This window comes from Pseudodesulfovibrio cashew (assembly GCF_009762795.1).
In the GTDB taxonomy this organism is placed as follows: domain Bacteria; phylum Desulfobacterota; class Desulfovibrionia; order Desulfovibrionales; family Desulfovibrionaceae; genus Pseudodesulfovibrio; species Pseudodesulfovibrio cashew.
Genome location: NZ_CP046400.1, coordinates 2,719,690 through 2,735,870 on the forward strand (window position 1 = coordinate 2,719,690; position 16,181 = coordinate 2,735,870).

Below are 16,181 nucleotides of genomic sequence, written 5' to 3' on the forward strand. Positions count from 1 at the left end.
GCGCTAGTCCTCCAGAGGGGTGACGGTGATATGGTCGGCTTCGCTGTTGCGCAGCGTGAGAGTGAAGTCCTTGAGGCGGAGCGCCACCGGGTCCTTGAGAGGCGCCTTGCCTATGACCTTGCATTCCGTTCCGGGAATGAGGCCCAGATCACGGATGCGGCGTCCCAGTTCTCCTTCGGCGGATACGGTCAGGATTTTGAGTTTCTGGTTCACTTTAGCCTTGCGCAGGCAGATGGAATTTCCCATGGGTGTCTTCCTCGTTCAGTTGGTTGATAATTGTTATCAACGTTGTGGCAAAAAAAATCAGCGGAGCTCTCCGCAGCCGGTACAACAGTTGTTGTCATGTGCGGAGGAGCAGGATGAATCCTTACCGCAACCGCTACATCCGCAACCGGACTTTGCCGTGAACTGCCTGTATAGGCGACGTGCGACGAAGAAGACGGCGGCCAATATAATGGCGCCTACAAGAATGGTGTCATACATGATATTTCCCTCAAAGTTTCGCGGACGCTTTCGTCCGCCACAAACTAAATAGTGATGTTGAAAATCAATGTCAAGTAAAATGGTGAAGTCTGTTTGAAAGGGAAAATGTGGCGGGAATCCATGACATGCTAGGGGGTATCTCGGCAAGTGTATTGGAGAAAATCATGGGTTCATGTTCAAGCCGCTTGTTTTTGTAACCTGTTTATGCTCAGATACAAATGGCTGCTTCGGAGGATCCTGACAAGGTGAACACGAAAATATTACTGGTTGCCGAGGAGGGCGAGGCCCGCTCGGCCTATACCGGCGTCCTGAGCAAACTGGGCGTCGAATACGATTGTATTGCCTCACCGGACGAGATGACCGACACGCTCATCAACGGGGTCTATAATGGCCTGCTGGTGGATGTGCCGACCATGATTCGTTGCGAGTGCGAGGACAAGAACCGGATCACGCGCATCATGGAGCGGTTTCCCGTTCTGCGTCTAATGTACAACTCCCGGTTTGGCGGGATTCGCGGTCTGGCCCACGGCGGGACCATGCGGGACAACAGGAGCCTGAGCGAATTCATTCAGGACGAATGCATACCGTTTACCCCGCGCTCCATTCGAGTGGCGGAGCGGCATGACCTGGTCTTCAATGTCCTGTTGCTCAAGGACATCGACATGGAAGAGATGCAGGCCGAGCGCACCGTGACCATCAACGTCTCGGAGCACGGCTGCTTCGTGTATTCCGTGGACCAGTGGGAAGCCGCCAGCCCGGCCTGGCTGGTGGTCAACGAGTTCGAGGACAAGACGCCCATCGAGCTCAAGGTTCGCTGGTGCAGCCATTGGGGCAAGGCCATGCGTCTGCCCGGTATCGGCGCGAGTTTCGAATCGATGACGACGCACCAGTACGTGCAATTGCACTCCTACCTCTAGCCCCTTCAAGGGATGTGACGATGAACGACGATTCCAGGGAATTCATGGCGTGGATCGACGCCTTGGCCAAAGGCATCATCGCGGGATGCGCCATCGGCTATCTTTTCAGTTTCACGGACATGATGCCCGCTGGCAAGGCTGTGGCCCTGGGCGGGCTGGCCGGTTGCCTTGCGTCCATTACCTTCAAGAACCGTCGGGACGACCGTCGAAAAGACGATTAGGCCGGATCTCTTTGAGGTCGGGCCCTGCTGTCCTGGAGCCTTCCCTCGACGGTGAAACGCGGCCTAGACTTCGCCCGCCTGGTGCGCGGCGGCCCACAGGGCGAGGTTGAGCAGGTTCCAGACCAGGTTTTTGTGATTCTTCCTTCCGGTGATGTGTTCCTCAACCACGCTGTCCAGCGCCGCCGTGTCGAAATATTTTCCGAAAAACGGAGCCGCCTGGCTCATGGCTTCGCGGGTAAATTCCGCCGCCGATCCTCTGATCCATCGCGTCACGGGCATGGAAAAGCCCTGCTTGGGACGATAGAGGACATCCTTCGGGATGAATTTCTCCGCCAGTTTCTTCAGCAGATATTTGGTCTCGCCGTTTTTTATCTTCAGTTCGACCGGAAGTCCGGCCATGTATTCGATGAGCACATGGTCGAGCAAAGGGGACCGCACCTCCAGCCCGTAGGCCATGGAGGCGATGTCCATCTTGACCAGCAGCGTATCCGGCAGGCAGTTGACGTTGTCCATCCAGAGCATCCTTTCCACCGGATTGTCGGCGTGACCGTAGGAGTCTCGTGAGAGGTCGTACATCCAGTCAAAGGCCAGGTTGTCCAGCCTTGTCGCGGTTTCGTTGGCGTAGATGCGCTTCTTGTGGGCGTCCATGGCGCGCTCGGTGCGGAGCAAATGTTTGAGCTCCGGTCGAAGCAGGCGGAAGGCGGCCTTGCGCCGCAGCTCTGCCCAGGGGGCGTTGTCCGCGAACAAGGCATGGACTTTGTCTCTGGACAGCGGCTTGCCCTTGAGCAGACGGTTCAGGCGGCAGGCCGTCCCTGCGTGGGTATAGGACGAGTAGCCCAGGGCGAGTTCGTCTCCGCCGTCACCGCCCAGGGCCACGGTCACGTGGCGGCGGGTGGCTCGGCTCAGGAGCATCGAGGCCAGGGAGGCGTCGTCCGAAAAGGGTTCGCCGTACTGGCGGACCACCGAGGGCAGCATTTCCTCGAAACCGGCTGGCTTGAGCACCTCCACGTGATGCTCCACCCCGAGATGGCGGGCGACCTTGGCAGCGTGCTCGGTCTCGTCGTATTTTTTTTCTTCGAAGCCGACGGTGAAGGTTTGCACCGGTTCTGCGCTCATTTTCGCCATGAGCGCCACCACCAGGCTGGAGTCCACGCCGCCCGACAATAATGCTCCCAGCGGCACGTCGCTGACGAGCCTGAGCCGTGTGGCTTCCTCCAAGTGTGCCTGGATGGTCTCCAGCGCCTCTTCTTCACCGCATTCGATCTTTTGCCTGAAGTCGAGGGCCCAGTAGCGTTTGATACTCAACCCGTCACGTGTGACCACGCCGTAGTGAGCGGGAGGCAGCTTGCGTATGGCGGTATAGATGGACCAGGGGGCGGGGACGCTGCCTGTGCTCAGAAAGAGGTCCATGGCTTCGACGTCGATGTCTCGGGACACGGCGGGGTGGGCGGATAACGCACGTATTTCCGAGGCGAAGGCGAAGCCGGACGGAGTGTCGGCGTAAAAGAGCGGCTTCTTGCCCATACGGTCCCGCCCGATGACCAGCTTGCGCTCGCGGTTATCCCAGATTGCGAAGGCGAACATGCCCCGCAACATGGGCAGGCAGGCCTCCCCGTATTCGGCATAGAGATGGAGCAGGACTTCGCTGTCACCCGTGGACTTGAATTCGTATCCTTTGGTCCGCAACTCTTCGCGCAGGACTTGAAAATTGTAGATCTCGCCGTTGACCACGATGGCGTTGCCCGTAACCGGGTCGATGATGGGCTGGTGCCCGTTTTCCGAGAGATCGAGGATGGAGAGTCTGGCGTGGCCCAGTTCAATGCCATCCCTGGACCAGGTCTGCTGGTGGTCCGGTCCACGATGGGTGAGGCGCGCAAGCACCGGAGCCAGTGTCTCCGGCCGGGTGGTCCCGCCAGGCTGGAAGAAACCGGCTATGCCGCACATGAAGGGGTATCCTGGAGGTGGCCGCCGATCGATGTCGGCAGGGTTGTGGTCAGGGCGTCAACGGTTCGCCATTGCGATTTAATCATGAAAATCAACTAGCAAAATTGGGTATGCCCGGTCAATGAATACAGGCAGGGGGCAGTAGTGGGAAATGCCTGAAAATGAAACAGCTTGACCCTGGGGGGCTCACGCCTTATGCCTCCAGTGTCCTCGCCGGTTACTCTGCGCGGGACGTTTCGGACGTAATCGAGATTTTAAGGAAGAGAATGATCGAGCTGGCAACGTATACCCCCAAACGCATCCTGGCCTGCCAACTGCGCCAGATAGGCGATGTGGTCCTGTTCACCCCCTGCCTTCGCCTGTTGCGCAAGAGGTATCCGGACGCGGCCATCCACGTGTTGACCGAAAAGAAGTGCGTCCCCATTCTGGAAAATAATCCTAACGTGGACCATATCTGGCCCATCGACAGGAAGGCGCTCAAGAATCCGTTAAAGGCACTGGCCTATTATGCCAAGGTCGGCAGGGCCGGGTACGACCTGATCGTCGATTTCCAGCAACTGCCGCGCACCAAGTGGGTGGTACGACTCTCCAACGCTCCGGTGCGGCTGACCTTCACGCCGCCGTGGTATAATCGGTTCGGTTACACCCACTGGACGACCATGGACAGGGCCTATGCCGCTATTGCCAAGGCAAGCGTGCTCAAGCCCCTTGGCGTCGAGTGGGACGGGTTGCCTCCCGAAATGTTCATGACTGAAGTGGAAATGGCGTGGGCAGATGCGTACCTTGCCGGAATCGGCTTTGGGGATGCTCCGTTCTTGGCCGTGGACCCGAGCCACCGGCGCGAGACCCGACGCTGGCCCGCGTCCTATTTTGCCCGGCTCGTGAATCTGATCCGGGAACGCCATCCCGCCATGCGCGCCCTCATACTCTGGGGCCCTGGCGAGCGGGAGCTGGCCGAACGCGTGGCAGGCGAGATCGGCGAAGCCGCCGTAGTTCCCGACGAACTCCAGTCTCTGAGGGAAATGGCCGCCGTACAGAAGCGGGCGGCACTGCACATCGGCAACTGTTCCGCTCCCAGGCACATGGCCATCGCGGTGGGCACGCCGTCTCTGGTCATGCACGGCGCCACCGGCCCGGGTGCCTGGTGCTTCCCCTCCAGGGAGCACATCAGCCTGAACAAGAAATTGCCATGTCAGCCCTGCAACTCCAACGATTGCGAACATCGCAACTGCCTGAAGCAGCTCCTCCCGGAAGAGTGTCTGCCGTCGGCACTTGAGTTGCTTGATTTGAGCGTTGGAAGCTAAAACGATCGAGGTGGATGAAATGCGGTTTGCACAGTCTGTAGATGATATTAAGGAGCTTGTGGTCCGGCAGCTGGAGAATATGTGGTGTGTTGATCGTAAAAAGAACAGTACACAATTATTCCAGGCTGTTGATGTGACGATTAAACGATGTGAAAGATGCTTCAGGGATTGTGTAAGCAAGCACCTTGTTGAAGATGGCGAGCCTATTTTTAATACGGAGTATTCTAACCTTTATTGCATTTTCTTGTATTATTTGTCGAACTCGCTTTATGAAGAGTTTGAAAATGCCTCTTTGGCAGCAAGAGTCTATCAGCTAAACAAAGCTCTTCATGGCGTTGACATGTTCTATGAAGTGAAATTGCCTGACGTGTTCCATCTGAGCCATCCTCTCGGTTCTGTTTTAGGACGGGCTACCTATTCAGACTATTTCTTTTTTATCCAGAATGTCACTGTCGGCGGAAATCGTGGTAGGTATCCCGTTTTTGGAAAGAATGTCACGCTCTGGAGTGGAGTGACGGTCATAGGGGATACTCATATAGGGAAAAATTGTATCATCTCTTCAAGGTCCTTTTTGAAGGATGAAGTAATTCCGGATAATTCTCTGGTTTTTGGGCGTTCGCCAAATATTGTTATCAAGACAAAAGAGGAAAGCTATTTTTTGAATAAAAATCACTTCAATACAAAAAGCTTGCATTGAAGTGATTTTGTTAATGCTGTGATGCCTAGTGGTTTATAACCATTATGCAAAGCGTATTGCGTCGAAAAGAGTCTGCTTTTCCTTCAAATGCGTTTATTGGCCTTGCGGACAGGTGTTGCTATTGGGAATAGCGAATTTGGAAGCATTCCAAGTAGGTTTGTTTAACATCCAGTTGGGCAAAACGCGGATCATAGAATGAAAAGTCAGCAAGGAGTTGTTTTAGCTCTTGTTGTGTAAGCGGTTTCCAGAGTGCTGCGTCCTTTACCTTTTTAGGTTTGCCGGCAACGCTTCGCAGCCATTTCTTGAAACGGCGGTTCAGGCTGCGCGCACTCTGATCCATGCGTGTTTTCAGCATGAATGGGATGTCGATTTTTTTTCTTACCTGGGCGAGCTTGCGCAATTCGGCAACGGTTGAAACCGCCGCCAGAGGGCCGTCAGTCGATGTGATGTAATGTTTGGCCATCTCTGTCCACTGCGGTCTGAGCTTGGTGAAGTCCTCATCCCTGTTTCCGGCGACACATTCGCAGACTTCTTCGAGGTCAAAGGCATTGTAGGACACTGCGTCGGGAAGTTCCCGGTCGATTCCTTTCATTGAGTACGGCTTATATGACACACAGGGGACTTCAAGGAAAAAGGCTTCGACCGCCGTAGTGCATCCATGCTGGATAACCATTTCACTAGCAAGAATCCACGGGTGCACGCTTCCTTCTCGGACAACTTTGAGATTGTCAGAGGAATCGGCCAGTTTTTCCCAAGATAACGAGCTTTCCGAAGGATGCGGCCGGATTATGAAAGTCTTATCCGGAAATCGTCGCCCCAGTGCTTCCACCATCTCCAGAAATTTAGGGTAGATTTTTTCATCCAGTTCAAAGGCTTTTCTGGCAACTTCAACATTGCCTTGCAAGCCTGCCTCGATGATCCTTTTAATGGCGTCAGGCCCTTCAATGTTGTTGATCGAAGGGAAGCGGGTGTTGATTAGAATAAAGTCGCCATGTTTCTTTTTCAGGGCATCAACCCTAGGCTGAAAAATGGCCCGCAGCTCACTTCTCAGGAGGTCCATCCGAACATTCCCTACCGGAACCGATTTGTGGTTGAATTGTGGGAATACGGAGCTCACCAGCTCTCTTTGATAATTCCCCCATGTAAGGTGTAAATCGACAATGTCGACCGCTTTAGTCGTCACTGCCGTAGTATATCTTTCCGGTATCGGGGTTAATGCCTCTTCGTCGTTTACAGCTATCCGATGTCCGAGACGGCTGAGGGCCGTATGCAGCTTTGGGTAATCCGTGTGCAGGCTTTTGTCATAGAAAATGCCGGGTGTTCCAAGTTTGGCGACTCGGCGGATCATGTCTTCGTGCCCGAACGTAACCTTGAATCCTTCCAGCGCCGCAAGGCCGGCAAGAAAGGCTTTGGCTTGTAACTCTCGCGCGGTAATTTCAACAACAATATAAAGATTCATAGTGATCGGTTGCAATGGGGCTTTATTGATAGCTGCTTTTGGGACGAATCCCTTTTAAGGCTGTTTTGCAGGCGTAATTCAGATATCGGAGTTTCGTGCCGAGTTTGGCTTCTTTCAAATCGTATCTGAGAACTGTGGCGATCCTTGGAGTGTATTTAACCAATTCAAACAGAGAGTTGTGTGGCAACCGGCAGAGAAACTTGATGAGAGTCTTGCTTGGTACTTTGAGATATAATGGGGCGAGACATGTGAGATTCTGGATCTCTTTTATGTCTGGTGTGGAAATGTTTGGTTTGGCAATAGAGTAATTTTTGCCTTCGATGCCTTCGAGGCATCCTTCCTTTCGTGCCAAATCCGTCAGGGCCAGGGAAGGGAGTGGGGCAAACATGCTGATGGTAAGAAAATCCCCATCGACAGCCCTGTACATATCCAGGCTTTCAATAGCGTTGTCCAAGGTCTCCTTGGGGAAACCCATGATGAAGTTGCAGCCGACCCTGAGGCCGTGCTTTTTTAGGATTTTCATTCCATTCAGTATAGCCTTGTTGGAAAGGTTCTTGTTTAGAACGGTATTTCTGAGATATTCGTTCCCGGATTCAATTCCAACCGTCACTTTGCTGCACCCAGATGATTTCAGCAGACTGGCAATTTCGTCGTCAACACAATCAAGTCTTGTTGTGATGATATAGGGAAGACCCACGCGCTTGCTGTAGGTTTCAATAAAATCTTGAAAAAAGGCTTTGGAGATTGTGAATGTACTGTAAGTGAAATAGATCATGTTTGCTGTTGGATCAATTTTGACCAAAAGCTCACATATCTGTGTCAAGTATTCAGCAGAGTAGTACTTCGGAAGTTCTACATTTTTCCCAGCATAATTCGCTTTGTATACATGGTTGAAGCAGAAGGAACAGTTGTTGGGGCATCCTCTGGCGAAGGCTACCCGATGACCATATCGAAATGCCCCGGGGTATTGCGTAAACGCACTAACGTCCGGAAGAGGTAATTGTGAGAAGTCAACGTATTCCGTTGGCTTGTTCACTATTAACTTGTCATTTTGATATACAGCTATTCCGTCTAGGTCTGAAATATCTTTTCCCGTTTCTATCGCATTTAGGACATTGGGCAGAACAATCTCTGCATCACCAATGACAAAGCAGTCAATATGGCTATTCTGCGCCAACGACTCTGGGTACATAGCTGGCTGTACACCTGCCATAAATATGAAAGTGTTTGTAAATCTGCTTTTGACTTCACGTAGCATTGCCATAAGGTGAAAGAAATTATAATCCTTGTACAGGTCATAAACATCCGAATAGACACCTATGGCCAGTGGTGTGTTTTTATCCAACTCGTCATACAGATTATTATGCTCATGTTTAGCACTTAGCAGGGTCGGATTGTAACCTTTATCACGGAGAGTTGCTATGGTAATACCCAACTCCATTATGAAAGTGTTGTCTTTTTGGACAAAAACAATGTTTTTCATTTATGCAAACCTGTTAAGATGTGTGAATTCGGCGTGTGGTCACTTGGATATTGAGTGTGAGACAATGGGGGGCCAAGTGCGTCGTTCTTACGTAATTTCAGATGGCCGGAGCCACATCTCCTTACATCCAAGCGTTTGTTCCGTCAAACCTGTGAATAGGGACATTTCAGTAAACAGGACGGGGATCTCAGCGGACTATTGTGTTGACTAAAGAAACGATTATAGCGCATTGTCTCCCTTCCGTATGGATATCCCCATTTTGAAAAGCGATACTGCCAAAATTAACACGTGAGTGTCGAATTTTTCCCATGTCTTTCAGGGGAAATTCTTTGGCGTGCAAGAAAGAAAATCAGGAGAAGATAATGACTCCATTTGCCGATTCCATGTTCAATGAAATTACTCGATGCCCTTGGTGTAATTCCGAGTCGAGAGAAGACTGGGGGGAACCCCAAGACGGCATTCAGGCGGTTGAATGCTCCAAGTGCGGCTTAATTTACATGGGTAAGATGCTGAATGCTGAAGGGTTGGCAAAGTTCTATTCCGATCATCTTAGTCAGGTTCACTTGGCGGATGAGAACAAGCGCCAACAGCGTGAGTTGATGTATCAATTGGAATTCAAGTATATTCATGGGTTCACCGGGCCTTGCTCCGTCCTTGATGTGGGGTGTAGTGGGGGGTATTTTTTAGACGTCTTCAAGGAACAGGGGTATGAAACTCTGGGAGTGGAAATAGGGACGGAAGGCGCAGCTGAGTGTGGGAAGAAACATTCAGTTTATCAAGGCGATTTCGCCTTTATGGATTTTGACAGAAAGTTTGATCTAATTGTCTTTCGTGGGGTCATAGAACATATCCCACTTCCTAAAACATACCTTGAAAAAGCTCTCAGCTTATTGAATGATGGCGGGTACATCTATATCACCAGCACGCCAAACGCCCAAAGTGTTCCTTGTAGAGTGTTTAAGGACAAATGGAGGCTGCATAATCCTTTGCCTCATTTGATGCATTTTTCCGTGCGGCATTTTGATGAATATTTTGCAAGCCATGGCTTTTGTAAGCGCGGCGAGCATTTCTTGTATGAGGAAACGCCGTATGCCAATATTGAAGAAGATATTTTGCTCGTTGCAAAAGCCATTGAAGCGGTCCGAGAAGGCAAGAAAATAGATTTTGCTTCACCTCCTTTCTACGGTGTGATGATGAGTGTTGTATACCAAAAAGAAGGTGAGCAATAAATCCGCAAGTAAGTCGATATCAATGCGCAATATAATGATAACCGGCATGTTCCGCTCGGGGAGCACCCTGCTTTCCAAGCTGATGAACTTTCACTCGGAAGTCGTTGTCGCCAACGATTCCTTCCTTCATTTCTTCCGCCGGTTTCGCGACAGGGCCTACAGTTCGCATGCCACGCATGACTGGACGCCGGGCGGTCCGTTCAAGGACAATTTCTTGAATCCCAATGTGGCGGCGCGGTTGGCAATCGCAGGGAGTGATCTGTCGGAGCGCCTTTCGCCTGAAGACCTCGACGCACTCAATAACAGGGTGGACGACACCACGGCAAAATTTCACCCTGGCCTGCTGGAGGATATCGCCAGGATCTGGGCGGATACGTTCGCCGGATTCTTCGAAGAGCTGATGGTTCTGGTGGCTAGGAGCTACCCGAAGCAGGGATGCGCCGACCCGGTGGTCGGGTTCAAGATGTCCTGGCTTGAGGAGTTCATCCCTGCCATGCTCAGGGCCTTTCCTGATTTCAAGGTGCTGTTGCTCTACAGGGATGTCCGGGCCGTTGCCGCCTCGCAGAACGCGAAGGAAGAAAAGCGTCCTTATCTTTTCTATGCCCGCAACTGGCGCAAGTCCGTTGCCAGTCTGATCGCTTTCACCAATCCCGCTTCCGGTCTGGCAGACCGCGTTCTTCCCGTTTGTTATGAATCGTTGGTCGACGAGCCGGAAAAACAGGCCCGCCGTATTTGTGATTTTCTCGGGCTGGAATACGATCCTGCAATGATTGATGTCTCCTCCAACGTGGACCAGACCACTGGAACGAATTGGGAGTCCAATTCGTCCTATGGACAGCAGCAGGGCATTTTCACCTCCTCCGTGGACCGATGGAAGCAGACGTTGACGCCGGATCAGATCGACTTTCTCGAATATCTGTGCGGCCCTGAATTGCACTATCTCGGATACGAACTGGTAGGGAGGCACCGTACGGCTTCGGATTTCCCTCTCCCCGACATGGAGCCGAATGAAGCCGAACTGGTTTCCTGGCTCCGGGGCGAACCCGAGTCGGCGCACCTTACGGATGCCTCCAAATGGAAGCAGGTGTTGGAGAACGAGGAAATGCGGCGGGCCGTATTGGCCGGCAGCGAGTCTCTGGACGGAGACGGCGTGGTGCAGTTTTTCCTCTACCCGGAAGCGCTTGCCGTCTTGAGCGAGGCCTACGCCGATCTGTCCTGATTTCTCCTAACTTCGAGTGCTCAGGAGAATCTCTTTTCCCGCCGTGTCGTGGTTGAAGAGCAGATCAATGACACTTAAGTGAGAGATGAAAGGCAGTCCCTTGCCCTTGTTGAACTGCGCATATTCCGGATGGGTGTAGTCCTGGGTCCGGAATTCTATGCCGTGAGGACCGAAGTCCGCCTCGCCCGTGTAGGTCGCCGTGGCATTGTTGGCAAGGTAGAAATCCGCACCGATAGCCCCGCAGATGTTGATCAGCTTCTGTTCTTTCTTTCCGGGAACATCCAGGTCCGAACTCAGGACGAGCTTTGTCCCGATTCCCATTTCTTCACAGAGCCAGCTGATGAGGGCAATATTCAGGTTCCCGACGGTCATGTTCCGGAACTCGTCCAGCTTTTCACTGATCCTGTCGAACCACGGCGTGAAATACGGCGTGCCCTGGTAGGTATGGCGGATGCTGTTCAAGTGATTCTGCACCCAGTCGGAGTGCTCTGAGATGCGGACGTCCTTGATGGCCTTCATCTGGTCTTCTTTCACCGCCGGAACAGTAAGCCACTTGGTATCTTCGGTCGTCGGGCCGCTACGAATGCGGTTTCGGTTCTTCCATTCGCGTTTAATGAACTGGACATCGTCGAGAAAGACAAAGACATCCACGCGGTCTATCATTTCGAAATAGCCTACCCAAGGCAGGTAATGGGGCTGGCAGATTGCGCAACTCAGGCTCATATTAAATCAGGTCTCCGTTGAGGATGGCCCCTCTCAGGCGTTGCATGGCCGGGCTCTGCCAGGCCTCCTGGATGGTGCGGGATGTGATGTTGCCCAGGACTTTGTCGCTGGCAGGTGTCTTGATGTCCCCGTTTTCGGCGAGTTCCAGAATGGTGAACACGGCCTCCTCCGGCGTGAGCGTATTGGGAAAACGGGTCACTTTGCACTCCCTGGCCACATCAAGACTCAGTTCCCGGTCCAGCCGTTCGCGGCATGGAGCGGGCAGGGTCTCCGGAACCGTGAGCACGGGCGGAAAGAGGGCAGCGTTGTTTGTCTTGAATCCGGGGCGGCTGGTTGAAGAGACCTTCTCCGCCGCTGGGAGGAAGCGGACACGTTGTCCCACACTGGGCGGGAACCCCGCTGCCGCACGGACGGCCATGCGAACCAGGGCTGCTTCCAGCAGGAAGGGGCCGAAGGGCGCGTTGGGACCATCGTATTGAAAACAGGCATACGGTTCGTCCAGGTCCCGATGGGTGTAGAGTAGTCTTCCTGCCACGTCCGGATCGGGGTAGAGCGCGCCGCGCGGGGTGTCCGGCGTTCGGACAGGTTCCTGGTCGGAAATGAGGAGGTCTGCATCCAGGGTGTCGTCAAGGACAGTGAAGCCCATACGTTTAAGGACTTCTGTCATGGCTTCCCTGACATCCGTTTCACGAATGTCGAGAGCAATGCGGCAGGCCCGCACCCAGTCGGCCAGGGCCTGATGCTGGATGGCGACAGGCTTTGCCGCAATCCCCTTTTGGGCAAGGCAAAGCCGTCTGTAGTCCAGGTCGTAGTCCAGGGTGAGGAATAGCTCGGACAGGCAGAGCGGCTCTGGGGCGAGCTGGTATCGGATGCGGAATGACCCCGTATTGTCGAAACAGAAATTTTCCACGTGTTCGCGGTGCGTTTTTTCGGTCGCTTCGGTGGTAATTCGGTCCATGGTTCTCATGGTCATGACCACCGCGCCGTATCCGAAGGGATAGGTTCCGAACTCGAACGGCGTGACGATGTCGGCGTCGTTGTCACATAACTCTCGGACCGCGTCGTCGATGACCGGCGGCATGAGCAGGGGATTGTCCGAGCAGACTCTGACGATGACGTCGGGCCTTTCTGGCAGGGCGTTTATGGCGTCGGCCATACGGGAGACCACGTCATTTTCGCTGCCCCGCACCACCGACAGGCCTTCCTCAGCAGCTATTTCGGCCAGGATGTCGTCCAGCGGATTTGTCGTGGTGGCAAAGACGAATTGGTCCACAAGGGCGCATTTTCGGATGCGGTCAAAGACCGAGCGGATGATGTCGGTCTCCCCGAAGGGCAGGATCATCTTGTCCTTGAGACGGCTGGACCCCATGCGGGCGACGATGACAGCCGCAACTTTTTCCCCATGATGCATTATACTGTTTCCTCGCCGAAAAGGAGATCCAGGACGCGGTCAGAGCCTTTCCCGTCAACGGCCTTGAGGGCCGCTTCCACAGTTTGTTGGCGACTTCCCATGGGCAGGAGCTGCGTTATCAGCGATGCGAGTTCATCCGGCGTGGTGAATCCCATGTATCCGGCGGAGGCCATGCCCGCCTTGGCATGAAATTCTTCTGCGAGGGGAATCTGGTGCCATTGGGTGGCGATCATGATCGCCGGGGTCCTGGTTATGGCGGACTCCAGTTTGAGATAGCCAGCGCTGACGATGGCCAGGTCGGAGTTGAAGAGCATCTCGTCCATGTTGTCCACCCGTCCGAGAATTTTTGCCTCGGGCAGGATGGCCTGGAGGTCCTCGCCTAATCTGGTGGCTGCGGGGCCGAGGATGAAGGTCGGAGTGACCTGCGGAAACCGGGCCAGGGCGTGCGCTGCCTTGAGATAGGCCACATCATAGCGACCGCCGCCGAAGGCGACCAAGGCGGTGCGCACCTCACTGTTGAGGGCGCGTTCCTTTCCGATGTAGCGGCGGTAGGCCGGAGCGAACATGAAATAGTCGTATCCGGTTTCGAACCGAGTCGCTGGCGAGCTGATCGAAATATTGCCGAAGCTAGGCAGGTCCTGGCCGCAGATTACCAGGTCGCACTCGTAGGTGTGGTCCAGCAGGTCGTCGAACACCACGACCTTGTCGGCGAATCGCTTCAACAGGCGCTGGCGCAGGTGATGGCATTCCAGCATTTCCATTATCACCAGGTCGAAGCGGCCAAGGGCTTCGAGGGCTGCGCCTTCGTCCTCCAGGGAGACTTCGTCAGGCAGGCCCGTGACAGGGTAGCCCCGGCTCTCAATGAACGCGGGCACCTCTTTCGGGCCTTCCACCAGGAAGTGTATGTCCGTTTCACCCCGCTCCTTGCAGAGATCGGCGAAGGCAGCCAGCCTGAAGACGTTGCCCCATCCCTGGGTCGGGCCGCCGCGGGTGCGGAAAAGAATCCTGTTTGCCATCTAGTCCGTGTGCCTTCTGAAGTCGTACATGTACTCCTCGGCCTCGCATTTGACCACTTCCTGTCCCATGACCCGTTCCGCCTGGCGCACCTTGAACACCATTTCCTTGAGTTCGTTGGGCGTGAGGGAGAAGAAGTTGTCGGACTCGCGCAGCTTCTGGTTCACGGTGAAGTGCTTTTCGATCATGTTCGCGCCTGCGGCAACGGCCAGGGGAGGGACGTAGGTGCCGTGGGTGTGGTCCGAATGACCGACGGGCCAGTCGTAGCGTTCCCTGAGGGCATGTATGGTCCAGAGGTTGGTGTCCTTGCGCTGGGCCGGATAGGATGAAGTCGTGTGCAGGATGACCGGTTCGGCACCGTGCTCGGTGATGATCTTGATCGCCTCGTCCACTTCCTCGTTGGTGGCCATGCCACGGGTGAAGACCACGGGCTTGCCCTTGGACGCCACATGTCTGAGCAGGACCTTGTTGACCAGTTCGAAGGCCGCGATCTTGTAGCCCACGGAGCCGAGGGACTCAGCGAAGTCCGCGCTGTCCGGATCAAAGGCCGAGGTGAAGACCGTCGCGCCTAGGGACTTGGCGTATTCCCAGAGCTCCGCTTCCTGGTCCCGGGTGAACTCCCATTCCTTGAGCCATTTGATGAACATCTTGCCCTTGGGGTTCTTGATCGGGTCGTATCGCTTTTCCGCGATGTAAGTCTGGAACTTCAGCAGATCCGCGCCGCTTTCAACGGCGGCGGCTATCATTTCCTTCATGCGGCCGAAGTCGCCAAGGTGGTTGACGCCGAGTTCGGCGACGATGGTCACCGGGTGGCCGTCACCTACGGTGAAGTTGCCTAGTTGGACGGATTTTCTCGGTTTCATGATGGTCCCTCGCTTTTTCAGGACTGAGCGTTGTGGTTTCCAATCCTACCTGACTCACATCGTTTGTGGCACGGTGCTGACTAGCAATAGTCTGAAACGTAAACAGGCGCAGTACGTTCCGCTTTTTGGGCATATCCAGCGGAGTAGAACTGGCCCTGTTTTTAGTAGGCTCTGTATGGTAGCCCGTTTTGAAGGCGGAGTCTGCACCAGGCTTTGCGTTCGCCTGGTGCGGACTCCGTTGCTGTCGTTCTATTTTTCAGCAGCCTTTGCTTTCATGTAGGCGAAGGTCTTTTCCAGGCCGTCTTCCAGAGTCGTGGTCGGCACCCAGCCGGTGAACTTCTCGAGCTTGGAAACGTCGGGAACGCGGCGGTCGATATCCTCGTAGGATTTGCCGTAGTATTCGGCGTGCGTCATGTATTCCAGATCGATGGGCTTGTCGCTGACCTTCTGGACGGCCTTTGCGAATTCGAGGATGGAGGTTTCCACCGGGTTGCCCACATTGAAGATCTCGTTGAAGCACTTCTCGTCGTGGATGAGCCTGTCAAAGGCATCCACCACGTCGTCGATGTAGGTGAAGGAACGGGTCTGTGAGCCGTCACCGTGCACGATCAGGTTTTTGCCCTGGAGCGCGTTCTCGAGGTAGTTGGCGACCACGCGGCCTCTAAGTCGGGGGCCATAGACGTTGAAGAGGCGGACGATGACGGAGTCCAGTTCCTTGGCGTGAGCACAGGCCATCAGGTAGTGCTCCAGAATGGCCTTGGAAGAGGAGTAGCACCAGCGGTTGGTGGAAGTGGGGCCGAGGACGCGGTTATCCGTTTCCTTGAAGGGCACGTTGGGGTTGTTGCCGTATATCTCCGAAGTGGAGGTCAGGAAGAAGAGCTTGCCGGTCAGGCGGCACATCTCGATCAGCTTGATGCCGACGAAGGCGGTGATGTCGATGACCTTGCGCGGAGTTTTGACGTATTGATCGGGCTCGGCAATGCCGGCAATGTGGCAGACGTAGTCGGCCATGTCCACGCAACGTTTCAGAATATCATCGTTTTTTACGGTATCCTGAACAAAGGTGAAATTGTCGTAATCCAGCAGGTGCGGGGCATGGGGGCCGAGGTCGAGGCCGATAACCTTGGCGCCTTTCTTAAGAAGCAATTCACTGAAATGAGAACCGACGAAGCCCATGGCTCCGGTAACAAAGTACGTTTTCATAATGTTATTCC

16 protein-coding genes are annotated in these 16,181 nt (G+C 54.2%); 6 read left to right on the top strand and 10 right to left on the bottom strand.

Translation table 11 applies throughout. The features are described 5' to 3' along the window. Positions 1 to 3: 3 nt before the first annotated feature. Positions 4 to 246 carry a FeoA family protein gene (locus GM415_RS12280; protein ID WP_158948589.1) on the bottom strand — a complete coding sequence of 81 codons (243 nt, stop codon included), beginning with the start codon at positions 244 to 246 and terminating at the stop codon, positions 4 to 6. 57 nt (positions 247 to 303) lie between these two features. Then, positions 304 to 483: a FeoB-associated Cys-rich membrane protein gene (locus GM415_RS12285; protein ID WP_158948591.1), complete on the bottom strand. Its 180-nt coding sequence runs from the start codon at positions 481 to 483 to the stop codon at positions 304 to 306. A gap of 245 nt (positions 484 to 728) precedes the next feature. Here GM415_RS12285 and GM415_RS12290 point away from each other — a divergent pair, with 245 nt between their 5' ends. Continuing rightward, positions 729 to 1,400, top strand: coding sequence for a PilZ domain-containing protein (locus GM415_RS12290; protein WP_242012237.1), 672 nt, complete (start codon positions 729 to 731; stop codon positions 1,398 to 1,400). 20 nt (positions 1,401 to 1,420) lie between these two features. Further along, complete coding sequence (locus tag GM415_RS12295) at positions 1,421 to 1,621, top strand: hypothetical protein (RefSeq protein ID WP_158948595.1); 201 nt, start codon at positions 1,421 to 1,423, stop codon at positions 1,619 to 1,621. Between the two features lie 63 nt (positions 1,622 to 1,684). On the opposite strand, the gene asnB is transcribed toward GM415_RS12295, so the two are convergent. Next, entirely contained in the window at positions 1,685 to 3,565 is a 1,881-nt protein-coding gene (gene asnB / locus GM415_RS12300) for an asparagine synthase (glutamine-hydrolyzing) (protein WP_158948597.1), read from the bottom strand. A gap of 266 nt (positions 3,566 to 3,831) precedes the next feature. On the opposite strand from asnB, the gene GM415_RS12305 reads away from it, so the two are divergent. Both GM415_RS12305 and GM415_RS12310 read left to right on the top strand, forming a co-directional pair. Next, positions 3,832 to 4,869 carry a glycosyltransferase family 9 protein gene (locus GM415_RS12305; RefSeq protein ID WP_158948599.1) on the top strand — a complete coding sequence of 346 codons (1,038 nt, stop codon included), beginning with the start codon at positions 3,832 to 3,834 and terminating at the stop codon, positions 4,867 to 4,869. A 19-nt stretch (positions 4,870 to 4,888) separates the two neighbouring features. Further along, positions 4,889 to 5,566 carry an LbetaH domain-containing protein gene (locus GM415_RS12310; RefSeq protein ID WP_158948601.1) on the top strand — a complete coding sequence of 226 codons (678 nt, stop codon included), beginning with the start codon at positions 4,889 to 4,891 and terminating at the stop codon, positions 5,564 to 5,566. 118 nt (positions 5,567 to 5,684) lie between these two features. On the opposite strand, the gene GM415_RS12315 is transcribed toward GM415_RS12310, so the two are convergent. Both GM415_RS12315 and GM415_RS12320 read right to left on the bottom strand, forming a co-directional pair. Continuing rightward, positions 5,685 to 7,025 carry a surface carbohydrate biosynthesis protein gene (locus GM415_RS12315; protein WP_158948603.1) on the bottom strand — a complete coding sequence of 447 codons (1,341 nt, stop codon included), beginning with the start codon at positions 7,023 to 7,025 and terminating at the stop codon, positions 5,685 to 5,687. A 22-nt stretch (positions 7,026 to 7,047) separates the two neighbouring features. Beyond that, positions 7,048 to 8,508, bottom strand: a complete 1,461-nt coding sequence (locus tag GM415_RS12320) for a B12-binding domain-containing radical SAM protein (protein WP_158948605.1) — start codon at positions 8,506 to 8,508, stop codon at positions 7,048 to 7,050. A 362-nt stretch (positions 8,509 to 8,870) separates the two neighbouring features. Here GM415_RS12320 and GM415_RS12325 point away from each other — a divergent pair, with 362 nt between their 5' ends. Beyond that, positions 8,871 to 9,737: a class I SAM-dependent methyltransferase gene (locus GM415_RS12325; RefSeq protein ID WP_158948607.1), complete on the top strand. Its 867-nt coding sequence runs from the start codon at positions 8,871 to 8,873 to the stop codon at positions 9,735 to 9,737. A 22-nt stretch (positions 9,738 to 9,759) separates the two neighbouring features. After that, a complete protein-coding gene (locus GM415_RS12330) occupies positions 9,760 to 10,956 on the top strand; it encodes a sulfotransferase family protein (protein ID WP_158948609.1) in 1,197 nt (398 codons plus the stop codon). 6 nt (positions 10,957 to 10,962) lie between these two features. Here the strand turns inward: GM415_RS12330 and GM415_RS12335 are convergent, their stop codons facing one another. From GM415_RS12335 to GM415_RS12355, 5 genes are all read right to left on the bottom strand, one after another. Beyond that, complete coding sequence (locus GM415_RS12335) at positions 10,963 to 11,679, bottom strand: WbqC family protein (protein ID WP_158948611.1); 717 nt, start codon at positions 11,677 to 11,679, stop codon at positions 10,963 to 10,965. A 1-nt stretch (position 11,680) separates the two neighbouring features. Continuing rightward, complete coding sequence (locus GM415_RS12340; RefSeq protein WP_158948613.1) at positions 11,681 to 13,090, bottom strand: cytidylyltransferase domain-containing protein; 1,410 nt, start codon at positions 13,088 to 13,090, stop codon at positions 11,681 to 11,683. After that, entirely contained in the window at positions 13,090 to 14,106 is a 1,017-nt protein-coding gene (locus tag GM415_RS12345; protein WP_158948615.1) for a hypothetical protein, read from the bottom strand. The genes GM415_RS12340 and GM415_RS12345 overlap by 1 nt, the downstream gene beginning before the upstream one ends. Further along, positions 14,107 to 14,967 carry an N-acetylneuraminate synthase family protein gene (locus GM415_RS12350; RefSeq protein ID WP_158948617.1) on the bottom strand — a complete coding sequence of 287 codons (861 nt, stop codon included), beginning with the start codon at positions 14,965 to 14,967 and terminating at the stop codon, positions 14,107 to 14,109. Positions 14,968 to 15,216: 249 nt separating this feature from the next. Further along, positions 15,217 to 16,170, bottom strand: coding sequence for an NAD-dependent epimerase/dehydratase family protein (locus GM415_RS12355; RefSeq protein WP_158948619.1), 954 nt, complete (start codon positions 16,168 to 16,170; stop codon positions 15,217 to 15,219). Positions 16,171 to 16,181 lie beyond the last annotated feature (11 nt).

Bases quoted from the DNA above. Each gene is read 5' to 3' on its own strand.
- GM415_RS12280 (WP_158948589.1), bottom strand. From the start codon at position 246: ATGGGAAATTCCATCTGCCTGCGCAAGGCTAAAGTGAACCAGAAACTC.
- GM415_RS12285 (WP_158948591.1), bottom strand. From the start codon at position 483: ATGTATGACACCATTCTTGTAGGCGCCATTATATTGGCCGCCGTCTTC.
- GM415_RS12295 (WP_158948595.1), top strand. From the start codon at position 1,421: ATGAACGACGATTCCAGGGAATTCATGGCGTGGATCGACGCCTTGGCC.
- asnB (WP_158948597.1), bottom strand. From the start codon at position 3,565: ATGTGCGGCATAGCCGGTTTCTTCCAGCCTGGCGGGACCACCCGGCCG.
- GM415_RS12305 (WP_158948599.1), top strand. From the start codon at position 3,832: ATGATCGAGCTGGCAACGTATACCCCCAAACGCATCCTGGCCTGCCAA.
- GM415_RS12310 (WP_158948601.1), top strand. From the start codon at position 4,889: ATGCGGTTTGCACAGTCTGTAGATGATATTAAGGAGCTTGTGGTCCGG.
- GM415_RS12315 (WP_158948603.1), bottom strand. From the start codon at position 7,025: ATGAATCTTTATATTGTTGTTGAAATTACCGCGCGAGAGTTACAAGCC.
- GM415_RS12320 (WP_158948605.1), bottom strand. From the start codon at position 8,508: ATGAAAAACATTGTTTTTGTCCAAAAAGACAACACTTTCATAATGGAG.
- GM415_RS12325 (WP_158948607.1), top strand. From the start codon at position 8,871: ATGACTCCATTTGCCGATTCCATGTTCAATGAAATTACTCGATGCCCT.
- GM415_RS12330 (WP_158948609.1), top strand. From the start codon at position 9,760: ATGCGCAATATAATGATAACCGGCATGTTCCGCTCGGGGAGCACCCTG.
- GM415_RS12335 (WP_158948611.1), bottom strand. From the start codon at position 11,679: ATGAGCCTGAGTTGCGCAATCTGCCAGCCCCATTACCTGCCTTGGGTA.
- GM415_RS12340 (WP_158948613.1), bottom strand. From the start codon at position 13,090: ATGCATCATGGGGAAAAAGTTGCGGCTGTCATCGTCGCCCGCATGGGG.
- GM415_RS12345 (WP_158948615.1), bottom strand. From the start codon at position 14,106: ATGGCAAACAGGATTCTTTTCCGCACCCGCGGCGGCCCGACCCAGGGA.
- GM415_RS12350 (WP_158948617.1), bottom strand. From the start codon at position 14,967: ATGAAACCGAGAAAATCCGTCCAACTAGGCAACTTCACCGTAGGTGAC.
- GM415_RS12355 (WP_158948619.1), bottom strand. From the start codon at position 16,170: ATGAAAACGTACTTTGTTACCGGAGCCATGGGCTTCGTCGGTTCTCAT.